General features: G+C 70.0%; 11 protein-coding genes and 1 pseudogene. 6 read left to right on the forward strand and 6 right to left on the reverse strand.

Annotation, left to right across the window (positions count from 1 at the left end; all coding sequences use genetic code 11):
- Window positions 1–125 precede the first annotated feature (125 nt).
- Entirely contained in the window at window positions 126–791 is a 666-nt protein-coding gene (locus tag Aph01nite_RS39470) for a winged helix-turn-helix transcriptional regulator (protein ID WP_204046205.1), read from the reverse strand.
- A 134-nt stretch (window positions 792–925) separates the two neighbouring features.
- On the opposite strand from Aph01nite_RS39470, the gene Aph01nite_RS39475 reads away from it, so the two are divergent.
- On the forward strand, window positions 926–1933 hold the full coding sequence (locus Aph01nite_RS39475) for a class I SAM-dependent methyltransferase (protein WP_204046206.1): 1008 nt from the start codon (window positions 926–928) through the stop codon (window positions 1931–1933).
- 28 nt (window positions 1934–1961) lie between these two features.
- Here Aph01nite_RS39475 and Aph01nite_RS39480 read toward each other — a convergent pair whose 3' ends face one another.
- On the reverse strand, window positions 1962–3722 hold the full coding sequence (locus tag Aph01nite_RS39480; protein WP_204046207.1) for a hypothetical protein: 1761 nt from the start codon (window positions 3720–3722) through the stop codon (window positions 1962–1964).
- Between Aph01nite_RS39480 and Aph01nite_RS39485 the strand changes: the two genes are divergently transcribed.
- Window positions 3636–4781, forward strand: a complete 1146-nt coding sequence (locus Aph01nite_RS39485) for a tetratricopeptide repeat protein (protein ID WP_239162324.1) — start codon at window positions 3636–3638, stop codon at window positions 4779–4781. The two genes, Aph01nite_RS39480 and Aph01nite_RS39485, sit on opposite strands and share 87 nt — an antisense overlap.
- A 266-nt stretch (window positions 4782–5047) precedes the next feature.
- A complete protein-coding gene (locus Aph01nite_RS39490) occupies window positions 5048–5518 on the forward strand; it encodes a hypothetical protein (protein ID WP_204046208.1) in 471 nt (156 codons plus the stop codon).
- Window positions 5519–6688: 1170 nt separating this feature from the next.
- Here Aph01nite_RS39490 and Aph01nite_RS39495 read toward each other — a convergent pair.
- The 3 genes from Aph01nite_RS39495 to Aph01nite_RS39505 all read right to left on the reverse strand — a co-directional run bounded on the left by Aph01nite_RS39495 (window position 6689) and on the right by Aph01nite_RS39505 (window position 9542).
- On the reverse strand, window positions 6689–6940 hold the full coding sequence (locus Aph01nite_RS39495) for a hypothetical protein (RefSeq protein ID WP_204046209.1): 252 nt from the start codon (window positions 6938–6940) through the stop codon (window positions 6689–6691).
- A gap of 219 nt (window positions 6941–7159) precedes the next feature.
- Window positions 7160–8095 carry an MBL fold metallo-hydrolase gene (locus tag Aph01nite_RS39500; RefSeq protein ID WP_239162325.1) on the reverse strand — a complete coding sequence of 312 codons (936 nt, stop codon included), beginning with the start codon at window positions 8093–8095 and terminating at the stop codon, window positions 7160–7162.
- 208 nt (window positions 8096–8303) lie between these two features.
- Window positions 8304–9542 carry a DUF1015 family protein gene (locus Aph01nite_RS39505; protein ID WP_204046210.1) on the reverse strand — a complete coding sequence of 413 codons (1239 nt, stop codon included), beginning with the start codon at window positions 9540–9542 and terminating at the stop codon, window positions 8304–8306.
- An 86-nt stretch (window positions 9543–9628) separates the two neighbouring features.
- Between Aph01nite_RS39505 and Aph01nite_RS39510 the strand changes: the two genes are divergently transcribed.
- Window positions 9629–10045: a tetratricopeptide repeat protein gene (locus tag Aph01nite_RS39510; RefSeq protein WP_204046211.1), complete on the forward strand. Its 417-nt coding sequence runs from the start codon at window positions 9629–9631 to the stop codon at window positions 10043–10045.
- Complete coding sequence (locus Aph01nite_RS39515) at window positions 10042–11055, forward strand: HAD-IIA family hydrolase (RefSeq protein WP_204046212.1); 1014 nt, start codon at window positions 10042–10044, stop codon at window positions 11053–11055. The genes Aph01nite_RS39510 and Aph01nite_RS39515 overlap by 4 nt, the downstream gene beginning before the upstream one ends.
- A 165-nt stretch (window positions 11056–11220) precedes the next feature.
- Here Aph01nite_RS39515 and Aph01nite_RS39520 read toward each other — a convergent pair whose 3' ends face one another.
- Entirely contained in the window at window positions 11221–11568 is a 348-nt protein-coding gene (locus tag Aph01nite_RS39520; RefSeq protein ID WP_204046213.1) for an SCP2 sterol-binding domain-containing protein, read from the reverse strand.
- A 119-nt stretch (window positions 11569–11687) separates the two neighbouring features.
- Here Aph01nite_RS39520 and Aph01nite_RS39525 point away from each other — a divergent pair.
- Window positions 11688–12140, forward strand: a pseudogene (locus tag Aph01nite_RS39525) (hypothetical protein); the annotation flags it as partial.

The raw sequence follows: 12140 nt of genomic DNA on the forward strand, positions 1-12140 counted from the left end.
GCCTTATGGCTGGGGCTTTCGTGTTTTGTGGCCTCAGCCGGTTCGGTTGGGGCCTTCGTGTTTGAGGGCCCAGCCGGGATCGGCTGGGCTTTCGCGTTCTCCGGGGTTGTTTCGATGGGCTGCATTCATACCGTCCGGGGTGTCGTCGCGTACCGGCTGAATTTGAGCCAGCGGCCGAGGTCCCGGCATGCGCTCGCGAGTCCGCGAAGCCGGAGTTCGCCCGTGCGCTGCGACTGCTCCCATCCCATGTCGCCGCGCCAGATCCGCGACAGTTCCAGCAGCGACGTCTCCATGGTGACCGCGATGTCGTGCCCGGGGTCGAAATCGCACAGGTCGGCCCCGTCGCGGGTCATGACCAGCCACCATCGCCGCTCGGCCGGATCCACATCGCGGAACACCACGTGCAGCACGGTCCGGCCCGGTGGGAGCGCGATGAGGTCGATGCTTCGCCGGATGTCCCACATCAGCAGATGCGGATCCAGGTCTGGATCGCCCAGTTCGGGAACCCAGCGGGTCCCCCAGGCTCCGAGCGCGTCCACGATCGGCCCCAGTTCCTTGCCGGCCGGGGTGAGCACGTATCGCTTGTCGTCGGTGCGTTCGGCGACCCCGGCCCGTACCAGCTCCCGGAGGCGCCGGCTGAGGAGGGTGGGCGACATCTTCGGCACGCCCCGGCGGATCTCGTTGAAGTGCTGGCTTCCGGCCATGAGTTCGCGTACGACCAGCAGCATCCAGCGCTGGTCGAGGAGTTCGGCGGCCTTCGCCACCGGGCAGAACTGCCCGTATCCGGTCATACGCTGAAGGTAGGACCCACCGCGTCCGCCTGCCAGTACACAATGTGTACCAGTGGCGCTTCACTTCCGGCACTATCCGGCCCCGCGGCTCTCCCGCGACGGTAGAGGAAACACAGGGAGAAGGAGCACATGCCATGACCACGCTTCGCGACCAGGCCGCCGTCCTCATGCCGCACCTGGCCGGATACACCGCCCACCGGACGATCGCCATCGGCATCCGGCAGGGCCTGATCCGCGTCCTGGCCGAGACGCCCAGCGGTCTGAGCGCCGACAAGCTCGCCGCCGAGCTGGATCTCGACCCGTTCTACGTGGCCACGTGGTTGCGGGCCGCGTACGGGGCCAGGGTCTGCGATCGGCAGGACGGGGTGTACTGGCTGGAGCCGCACATGGGCACGCTGCTGCTGGACACGACGAGCCCCGCCTATGTCGGCGGCGTCTTCACCGTTCTCGAGCAGAACGAGATGTTCGACCGCTTCGAGCAGGTGCTCTCCTCTGGGGAACGCCTGTGGTGGGACGGCTGCGCGCCCGGCTTCATCGTCGGGGTCGCCGGCACCGGAACGCCGTTCTACACCCGCCTGATCCCGGCGGGCCTGGACCAGATTCCCGGCCTCGCCGACCGGCTCAGGGACGGCTGCAAGATCCTGGAGACCGCCTGCGGGTCCGGTCGTGGCCTGGTACGGCTCGCGGGGGCGTACCCGAAGTGCGAGCTGACCGGGGTGGACGGGGACAGCCACTCGATCGCCAACGCGGCCGACATCCTCGGCGCCGAGGGCGTGCGGGCCGAGCTGATCACCAGTCCGCTGGAGACGATGGAGCCGGGCGAGGGGTACACACTTGTCGTCAACAACATCTCGATGCACGAATGCCGTGACATCGATGAAGTCACCCGGCGGAGCAAGGACGCCCTCGAATCGGGCGGGTGGTTCGTCATCTCCGACTTCCCGTTCCCGGGTGATGACGCCGGGCTCCGGGAGGTGCCGGGGCGGATCATGTCCGGAATCCAGTTCTTCGAGGCGCAGATCGGGGACCAGTTGCTGCCCCGGGAGGAGTACGACGAACTGCTGGCCAGGCACGGGTTCACCGAGCTGGGATGGTTCCAGCTGACCCCGATGCACGCGGTCACCTACGGACGCAAACCGTGACGGGGGCTCACGCAGTCGCCATCACTTGCTAGGCTGGACGGGCCGGGCCACCCCACCAAGCAGGGTGGCCTTCGTCGCGTCGGAGCAGGGACGCGAGCCGAGATATGCCCGAACCGCGCAGCCGCCTCCGAAACGGGACGCCGAGCCGTACGCGGTGAGCGAGCGACAGAGGACAGAAGTGAACAGAGAAGACGGGCGTGACGGCGCGGGCCGTGGCGACGAGCACAGCGACCGGGCCGGAGGCCATCGAGAGCGGCACGAAGACGCCCCTGGGGGGCGCGGTGAGCGGCCCTTCCGCGCGGACAGCCGGGGAGGCTACCGCGATTCCGGCGGCAGAGACGGCTCGGACGACCGTGGCGGCCGCCCGTTCCGCCCCCGCGAGGGTGAATCCCGCGGTTTCGGAGGCCGGTACGGCTCCCGCGACGACCGCCCGAACCGCCCCTTCCGCGACAACGACCGGGGCGACCGTTCCTACGGGGATCGCGGGGATCGCCCGCAGCGCTCCTACGGTGACCGCAACGACCGCGGCGACCGTCCCCAGCGCTCGTTCGGTGACCGCGGCGATCGTCCTCAGCGGTCCTTCGGGGACCGGGGTGACCGGCCGCAGCGGCCGTTCAACGATCGTGGCGATCGTCCGCAGCGTCCGTTCTCCGATCGGGGCGATCGTCCGCAGAGGTCGTTCTCCGATCGGGGTGATCGGGACGATCGTCCGCGTTACGGCGACCGTGACGCCACCCGCAGCCGCTACGGCTCCGACCGTGGCAACCGCTCGTTCCGCGACAACGACGGGCCTCGCCGCTCCTTCAACGACCGCGGCGATCGCCCTCAGCGGTCCTTCAGCGACCGGGGTGACCGGCCGCAGCGTCCGTTCAATGACCGTGGCGATCGCGGGGACCGTCCGCAGCGTCCGTTCTCCGATCGCGGTGACCGGCCCCAGCGTTCGTTCGATGATCGCGGCGACCGTCCGCAGCGGTCCTTCAACGACCGTGGTGACCGGCCGCAGCGTCCGTTCAATGACCGTGGCGATCGTCCGCAGCGTCCGTTCTCCGATCGTGGTGACCGGCCCCAGCGTTCGTTCGATGATCGCGGCGACCGTCCGCAGCGGTCCTTCAACGACCGTGGTGACCGGCCCCAGCGCTCGTTCGGTGACCGTGGCGATCGTCCCCAGCGGTCTTTCGGCGACCGGGGAGACCGTCCGCAGCGTCCGTTCAATGACCGTGGCGATCGCGGGGACCGTCCGCAGCGTCCGTTCTCCGATCGCGGTGACCGGCCCCGGCGTTCGTTCGATGATCGTGGTGACCGGCCGCAGCGTTCGTTCGACGATCGCGGGGATCGGCCGCAGCGGTCGTACGGTGATCGTGACTCGCGGGGCGGTGGGTTCGGCGGGCGTTACGGTTCGCGGGATGACCGTGGCGGGCGTCCGTTCCGGGACGGCGACGATCGGCCGAGGCGGTCGTTCGACGATCGTGGTGACCGCCCGCAGCGGTCCTACGGTGATCGCGGTGACCGGCCGCAGCGGTCGTACGGTGATCGTGACTCGCGGGGCGGTGGGTTCGGCGGGCGTTATGGCTCGCGGGATGACCGTGGCGGGCGTCCGGACGAGGGTGGCCAGAGGCCGTTCAAGGATCGTGGGGATCGGCCGCAGCGGTCGTACGGCGATCGGGATGAGCGGCCGAGGCGTGGCTCCGACGAGCGTGAGGAAGTGCGGCCGTTCAGCCGGGACGGCGGGGGCAGCCGCTCGCGCTACGGCAGCGACCAGGAGGCTCCGGAGGCGAAGGAGCGGGAGCACCTGCCCGAGCTGGACGCCGACATCACGCCGGACGAGCTCGACAAGCAGGCGCGTGACGAGCTGCGCTCCCTCCCCGGCGACCTGGCCGACCTGGTCGCCAGCCACCTCGTCGCGACCGCGCGGGCGCTGGAGCAGGAGGACCCGGAGCGCGCGTACGAACACGCCAAGGTAGCCCGTCGTTTCGCGGGGCGGATCGGGATCGTCCGAGAGGCGACCGGGATCGCGGCCTACCACGCGGGTCAGTACGCGGAGGCGCTCGGCGATCTGCGGGCCGCCCGGCGGATGACCGGGTCCGACGACTACCTGCCGATCATGGCGGACAGTGAGCGTGGGCTCGGACGGCCCGAGCGGGCGCTCGACCTGGTCAAATCCAAGGAGGCCGAGCGCCTGGACCGGGCCGGGCGGATCGAGCTGGCCATCGTCGAGTCCGGCGCCCGCCGCGACCTCGGCCAGCACGACGCGGCCGTGGTCACCCTCCAGCGCATTCCGGAACTCCGCGACCCCCAGCCGAAGCCGTGGTCGGCACGCCTGGCCTTCGCGTACGCCGACGCGCTGGCGCACGCGGGTCATGAAGCCGCCGCGACCGACTGGTTCGGGCGGGCGATGGCCTTCGACGAGGACGGCGAGACCGACGCGGCGGAGCGGTACGCCGAGCTGACCGGGGCTCTCATCGAAGACGTCGAAGAGGACTTCGACGAGACGGACGAGACGGACGAGACCGAGGAGTCCGGCGAGGAGCTGCCCGACCTCGGCGACCTGCTCGCTTCGCCGGTCCGGGAGTCTGTCGTGGAGATCTCCGAGGAGTCCGGCGCCCAGGCGCTCGCGGAACCTGCCGGCGAGAAGCCGGGGACAGCCGAAGCCGCGGCATCTGAGGGTGAGAAGCCCGCTGCCGGTGAGTCTGCGGCGGAGGAACCCGCCAAGGCGGCGAAGCGTGTCGTCTCCGGCAAGGCAGAGAAGTCGGAGAAGGCGGAGGAGTCCGGGGTTCCGCTCGGTCCGGCCTTCATCGAGCCGGACTTCGGTGACGTGCTTGAGGACCCGCAGGAGAAGTCCGAAAACTAACGGGCCAGCGGATCCCCGCCACTCCGGCGGGGATCCGCTTCGCCTCTGGGTTCATCCGGTTCGGGCCCTCTGAGAACCTATGGGCCCCTGACAGAATGAAGCCGGTCACTCTTGGCGCAGGTGCGGCGAGAAGCGTCACCTGCGTTGACGGCGCCGGACAACGGCGAAGTGCCGGCGCCTCGGGCCGTTCTGTCAGGCCCCCTTATGGGCCGACATCACCAGGCGTCCCAGGAGTTTCGGTTGTTCCAGGTGACCACCGGAGGCTTGTGCTGCCGGTGGTGCCGAGCCCCTGTGCCGTGGTGTGCACGATCATGCTGGGCGGAACGTGCGGATCGGTTTCCGCGCTCGCCACGGGCCTGATGCGCGCGGCCGCGCTCCGAGGATCCGGTGGTCCGGTGCGCCCATTCGCCCTGGCCCGGCCGCACGGCAAGATTCACACGGTCGCCATGCGCGAATGCGGTCGCCCGGTTCGCCCGGTCGCCGGCGGAACCGGAGTGTCGCGCGAGATTGCCATGGGCGAAACCGGCGGGCCGGCTCACTCGGTCCTGATGAACGGAACCGGCCGGCCGGTTCGCGTGCGAGCCGTGGGCGGATCCAGTGGCCCGGCGCGCGTGGTCACCGTGGGCGGAACCGGTGGCCCGCTTCACGTGGTCACGATGGGCGGAATGGATGATCCGCTTGGAGTGGTCGTGCTGGAAGGTCTCGGTGGCCCGGTTGGGGTGGGACCTGTGCGCTGAGGTGGCGCCTCGGTGGTCGCGGTTTCCGTGGACGGAACCGGTGACCCGATTCGAGCGGTCCTCGCGAATGGATCCGGTGGCCCGATCGGGGTGGTGCCTGTGGGATCCGGCGGCCTGGTGCGCGTGGTCGCCGTGGGCGAAACCGGTTCCCCGCCTCGAGTGGTCCCCGCGAATGGACTCAGTGGCCCGACCGGCATGGGACCTGGCCGATTCGCCGGCCCGGTGCGCGCGGTCGCCGTGGGCGGAACCCGTGGTCCGCTTCGTGCGGTCCTGGTGAATGGATTCGGTGGCCCGGTTCGTACGGTTGTGCGCGGAACCGGGGTGGTTCGCGTGGGTGGCGCCTTCGGAGGCCGAGGTCCGGTCGTGGTGGGTGGACCGGGCCGGGCGGTGCGGCCATTCGCGCACGATGGGCGCGGAACTGGTGGCTCCGGGCCGTTCGTGGGAGGACAGCTGGGCCTTCCCGTCCTGGGTACGGTCGTGGACACGATCCGGGGTCCGGAACCGAGCAGGCTTGCCCGCGAGCTCAGGCGCGTGGCCATGGTCCATCCGCTGGCGCAGGGCGCAGCCGGCGGCCGTGGGGCCCGACCTGCCCTTGGCGGGACACTGCCGGCAGGAGGAACACGGCACATGGTACGGGCGAGCGGAAACCCCGATTTGGCGTACGGGAGCGGGGATCCGCTCGCGAATCGCGGGAGTCCATGCCTCGGGCGCCGAATCGGGAGCCCGCTCTTCGTGTTCGACGGCGGGAGTCCGCTCCTCGCGAGCGGGAGCCCGGTCCTCGCGAACGGAGTCGGTGTCTTCCCCGGGTACGCGAGCCCCGCCGGGCTCCTCCGATGCCATGAAGACCTGCCCCGCCGTCATCGCGCTCGCCTGCGGCTGCCCCGCGAGCGCGACACCGGCGATGGTCACCACGACGGCGTATCCCAATATGCGACCACCGGTAAACAGGCCCTTAGCCGACCTGTTCGTGAGAGGAATCAATGAACGTCTCCTGAATTGATAAGCCATCTCCGCAAGTGAGCGAAGTGCTACCAGTCGGGCATGCCCCGCTTCGGAGCCGAAAAATCGATTACCTCGTATCAGCCTTGGCAAACAGCCGCACAGCAAAGGGAAAGCGCGCCGGATTTGTCGGTCGTTCTCGCAAAAGGGCAACGAAGTACTGATCCGCACTCAAGGCGAAATACCGCCGTCGGTGGACGATGGCCACGGGAACATCGCCTGCGTGCCGCCGATGCCGAGATCGGTGGGCGTCATCTGCGGTGACCGGAGGTGCCACTCGGCGTCACCGGCGCTCATGCGGAGACGCCGGTGTTCATGCGGGGACGCCAGCGTTCGCGCGGAGGCGCCAACGTTCATGGGAGGCGTCTGCGGCACATCATTCGTGTTCACAAGGAGATGCTCGTGCGGAATCTCGCGTGTCATGCGGAGGCGTTCACCGACGTCACCCTTGCGCGGGAGGTGCCCACGGGGCATCTCCCGCGAATACTGGGACTTTTCGTGAATACGACCCAGGTAGCTCTGCCCGTGGCCGTGCCCAATAGCGGAAAATTCCGGCGTCGTCGAATTGGTCCTGCCGGGTATTTCGGGAAGTGTCGAGAATGGTGAAGGCTTCTTCGATGGGGTGCTGTCGAAGGGATGTCGTCAGTGAGACGCCGGGTTGACGCGGTTCAGCCAGTGGAGGATGCCGGCGACGTTCGACGGGGCGCCGCTCAGTAGTTCGAAGTGTTCGGCGGTCGCGTCCGCTTTGCGGAGGGCGGCATATCGTTCCTTTGTCCGATCGCGCACCATCGCGACCGCATGGTCGAGATCCAGCCCCTCGGAATGCGCCTGCTTGGTCACATCCACCCAGACCCGCAGCTCCTCCGCGGACCGCTCCAGCGTCGATGCCACGTCGCCGACGGGCCCATAGTGGCTGAACAGCAGTCGCTGCGGCCCAAGCGCCTCGAACAGGGCTATCGAGGCGAGCGCCGTGTCCAGGTCGAAGTCCGGCGGCGGCGTGGCCGGCCGGAGGTCGCCGGTCTCCGGCAGGTAGACCCCGGCCGCGTCCCCGACATACAGGTCACCCGTCAGCGAATCGATCAACCCGACGTGATGCTTGGCATGTCCGGGGGAGTAGTGGCTGGACAGCGTCCGCCCGTTGCCCAGGTCGATCGCGCCCGTGTCCCCGAGCGCCTTGATCCGAGCCGCCTCCGTCGGCGCCAGCGACCCGAACAGCACATCCAGCTTGTCGCCCCAGACCATCTTGGCGCTGGCCATCAACCGGGACGGATCAACCAGATGCCGCGCCCCCTTCTCATGCACCACGATCTCCGCCGAAGGGAACATCGCGGCGATGTCCCCGACCCCGCCCGCGTGATCCAGATGGATGTGTGTCACGACGACGGTGGCCAGATCCTGCGGCCCCACCCCCAGCGAAGCCAGCGCGTCCCGTACGACCGGCGCCGACGTGGCCGTCCCGGTCTCCACCAGGCACGGCCGATCCCCCAAGATCAAATATCCGGCCGTGATCCCGGCGAACCCCGCCATCCGTGTGTCGATCTCGTACACGTCCCCGCCCAGCGGCGTCACATTCTGCACCCCCTGAGCGTAGCCATCGCCTGCCGTCGCACCGAGCCCAAGATCGGGCACCGCCTCAGCGGGCGGCGCCCGGAGGGGTCTCGTCGCCTCGCGGGAGGTTGTTTCGCCGGACGCGGCACCGTCCCGCACGCGCAGTCGGAGGAACCCCGACGCCGACGGAGGCTGTTCCGCTCCAAGGGCAGGGAACCGCCAAGATCGCGAGGGGGTGTCAGTCCGCTGCGAATGTGCGCAGAACCAGGCCGGTGGCGGGCTTCGGGGAGAACGAGGTCGACTTCCTCGGCACCCGCTCGCCGTTAACGGCAACCTCGAAGACGTCCGCCGCCTTCAGGGGGTTGAGCAGGACGGCCGTCCCGGAGTGCTGTCGCGCGAGCCGTACCGCCGCTTCGATGTCGTGATGCACGATCAGCACGGTCCGCTCGTCGTCCTCGATGCCCCAGACCTTCGGCAGCAGGAACTCGTTGAGGATGGACGTGCCCAGCGACCGCCAGCGCTCCGACATCTCGCGGGGCATGGCGTGCTCGACCTGCAGTTGGTCGGGATGGGTGAGCAGATGGGAGTTCCCAACCCCGGCCAGCACGTACGCGGGTCCTGACGCCGCCGCGAGCCCCGCCAGCGCGTCCTCCAGGGACGTGAACTCGTGGACCTGCCAGGCGCCCTTGGCCCGCGCCACGGCCTCCGCCAGCGGTAACCCGGGAATGACCCGGTGGATCGCCTTCAGGCCGGGCGGATAGGCGGCGGAGTCCACCAGGAGCGCCAGCCCTTGGTCCCACGGCCCCGGGCCGCCTCGTTCCTCCCGCAGTTTCTCCCGCAGTGCCTGGTAGGTCGCGTACCGGTGGTGCCCGTCGGCGATGAGGGCCTGACGCCCGGCCAGGTCCTCGGCCACGGCGGCGATCTCGGTCGCGTCGGTCACCGCCCAGAGCCGGTGCCGTACGCCGTCCCGGCCGGGCACGTCCACCAGCGGCTCGCGCCCGGACGCCACCTCGTCGACGAGGGCGGACGCGGGACCCCCGCCCGCGTACAGGAGGAAGATGGGTTCGAGGTTGGCCTCGGTGCTCCGCATCAGCGCCAGCCGGTCGGCCACCGGGCCGGGCATGACGTTCTCGTGCGGCAGCACGGCGTCCGAGTCCACGCCGACGGCGCCGATGAGTCCCCGCTGGAAGACGCCGATGCCGCGCTGCTCGTACACGTAGAGGGCGGGTTCGGGGTCGGTGACCAGCACGCCGGAGGCCAGCCAGTCCCGCAGCAGGTCGTGGGCCTGGGCGTAGTGGCCGGCCCCGGGAAGGATCAGGCGCACCACGTTGTTGGGATGGACGTCCAACAGAGCCTGGGCATCGACGGGGGAGATCAGGTCGTAAGGCGGGGACGTGACGGCGGCCACATCGGGGATGGCGTATCGCACGCCGTGGAACGGACGCAGCACCAGTCCCGCCCGTTCAGAACTCTCCATACCGGGCATGCTGCCATAAACGCCCGAGTCCCCATGGAAGCGGTGTGCGGTTCGTCAGGAAATCGGTACGCAGGAGGCCTCAGCCAATGATGCAAGGACAGGATGGCACCGCCGATTCCGGCAGCCCGGCCGGAGACGTCTACGACTGGTACCAGCGTGGTGTCAAACTCCTGGCGGACGGCAGCCCGGCCGCCGCGGCGTCGCTGCTGGCCCGCGCGGCCGAGGCCGAACCCGAATCACGCAGCATCCGCGAGGCGCTGGCCCGCGCCCAGTTCAACTCCAAGCGGTACGCGGAGGCCGCCGACAGCTTCCGCTGGATCGTGAACGCGAATCCGGCCGAGGACTACGCCCACTATGGTCTTGGCATGGCCCTTTGGCGTACCGGTGACATCGAGGGGGCGCAGGAGCCGCTGGCGGTTGCCGCGGCGATGCGTCCCGACCTGCGGCATTACGTGTCCGCCCTGACCCAGATCCGCGCGACCCTGCACGCGAGGCAGGCGTGACCCACCTGATCGACCGGTACGACACGCTGCTGCTCGACCTCGACGGCGTCGTCTACCTGGGCAAGAACGCTGTCCCCGGCGCGCCGGAGGCCCTGCGCGCGGCCCATTCCGGGTCCGTACGGCTGGCGTACGTCACCAACAACGCCTCCAGGACGCCGGCCGCGATCGCCGAGCACCTGACCCACCTCGGCGTCCCCGCGGCCCCCGAGGACGTGGTGACCTCCGCGCAGGCCGCCGCCCGCCTCATCGCCGAGCGTGTGCCCGCCGGCTCGCCGGTCCTGGTCGTGGGCGGCACCGGCCTGCGCGGCGCCCTGCGCGCCTTCGGCCTCCGCCCGGTCACGACCGCGCTGGACGCGCCCGTCGCCGTCGTCCAGGGCATCTGGGACGGCATCTCGTACGGCCTGCTGGCCGAAGGCGTCCTGGCCGTCCGGCAGGGCGCCTGGTTCGTGGCCGCCAACGCCGACACCACCATGCCCACCCAGCGCGGCGAACTGCCCGGCAACGGGTCCATGACCCGCGTCATCGCGACCGCCACCGGCGTGGCTCCGGTCGTCGCGGGCAAGCCGGAACCCCCGCTGCACCGCGAATCGATGATCCGTACGGGGGCGCGGAGCCCGCTGATCGTGGGAGACCGGCTCGACACCGACATCGAGGGCGCGACCCGGGCCGGGGTGGACAGCCTGCTCGTGCTCACGGGTGTCTGCACGCCCCTCGACCTGCTCACCGCGGTCCCGGCCCACCGGCCGACCCACATCGCCAAGGACCTGTCCGGCCTGCACGCCCCCGCCGCCGAGGTCCGGCGGTCCGGCGAGGCCTGGACCTGCGGCGGCTGGAGCGCGACCTGGACCGGCGGACGCCTGCACCTGGACGGCGGCGGCGTCCCCGGCGTCCCCGGAGACCCGGTGGACGCGCTGCGGGCCGCCTGCGCCGCGACCTGGGCGGCTGTGGGCGACGCCGCCGCGGACGAGGACGCCGTCAAGGCCGTCCTGCACGCCCTCCCGCAACCCTGACGCGCGCGGGCGATCCAGAGGGGGGCGACGCAGCCTGCGGCAACCCCGACGGCGGCAACCTTGACGGCGGTGATCCTGATGGCGGTGATCCCGACGGCGGCGATCCAGACGGTGGCGATCCAGACGGCGCAACCCTGACTGTGGCGATCCCGACCGGGGATCGCCCTACAGGAGGCGTCGCAGGCGGAGCAGGTCGCCGAGGCTGGCGTCGATCTTGACGCGCCCGCCGAGCAGCGCCCTGGCCATGTCGAGTTCGCCGTTGACCAGGGCGAGCAGGTCCTGGCTGCGGAGGGTCAGCTTGATCTCGGGGGGCTGGCCGTCCGGCGGCGGGCCCTCCTTGAACGGGTCCAGGCCGTTGGGGTGGATACGGCCGTAGAAGGTGACGTCGAGGTCGGAGATGCGGCAGGAGAGCCGGCGCTCGACGACATGCCGGGCCCGATCCTCGTCACTGATCTCGTCGAACTGCTCGACGAGTTTCTCCAGCGCAGCCCGGCATTCTTCGACGCTTGCCATGCGTCCACCCCTCTATATGCGGACCGGTCAAATGCCCCTACACCACGGACGGTAGCGTTCCACATGAGTACTACGCGAAATCTGGCACGTGGGGGCGTGTCAGGGATAAGGGGGTTCGCATGGTGTTCGAAGCACTCCGCGGTTACGTACAGGTCGCGACCGGCCTGACCGACGTGACCAGGGCAAAAGCCCAAGCCGCGGTCAAAGAGCTGATGTCCTCGGGGGACACCGGCCTTGGCCAGGTCTCCGCCCAGGCCGGTCAGCTCGTCGAGGAACTCGTCGCGGTCGGCAAGGCCAACCGCGAACAGCTTACGCATCTCATCCGCACCGAGGTGGACAAGGTCCTCCTCGTCCTCGATCTCGTACGCGCCGAGAAGGTCGACCGCCTTCAGGACCGGGTCGAGGAACTCGAATCCCGCCTGGCCGCGAAGTCGCCCAAGACCGCGACCCGCAGCACGACCAGGAGTACGGCCCGCACGACCACGACCCGCGGCACCACGACCCGGGGGACCACGACCCGCGGCACCACGACCCGGGGGACCACGACCCGCGGCACCACGACCCGGGGGACC

Source organism: Acrocarpospora phusangensis (assembly GCF_016862995.1).
Taxonomy (GTDB): domain Bacteria; phylum Actinomycetota; class Actinomycetes; order Streptosporangiales; family Streptosporangiaceae; genus Acrocarpospora; species Acrocarpospora phusangensis.

Bases quoted from the DNA above. Each gene is read 5' to 3' on its own strand.
- Aph01nite_RS39475 (WP_204046206.1), top strand. From the start codon at position 926: ATGACCACGCTTCGCGACCAGGCCGCCGTCCTCATGCCGCACCTGGCC.
- Aph01nite_RS39510 (WP_204046211.1), top strand. From the start codon at position 9,629: ATGATGCAAGGACAGGATGGCACCGCCGATTCCGGCAGCCCGGCCGGA.
- Aph01nite_RS39505 (WP_204046210.1), bottom strand. From the start codon at position 9,542: ATGGAGAGTTCTGAACGGGCGGGACTGGTGCTGCGTCCGTTCCACGGC.
- Aph01nite_RS39520 (WP_204046213.1), bottom strand. From the start codon at position 11,568: ATGGCAAGCGTCGAAGAATGCCGGGCTGCGCTGGAGAAACTCGTCGAG.
- Aph01nite_RS39470 (WP_204046205.1), bottom strand. From the start codon at position 791: ATGACCGGATACGGGCAGTTCTGCCCGGTGGCGAAGGCCGCCGAACTC.
- Aph01nite_RS39495 (WP_204046209.1), bottom strand. From the start codon at position 6,940: ATGACACGCGAGATTCCGCACGAGCATCTCCTTGTGAACACGAATGAT.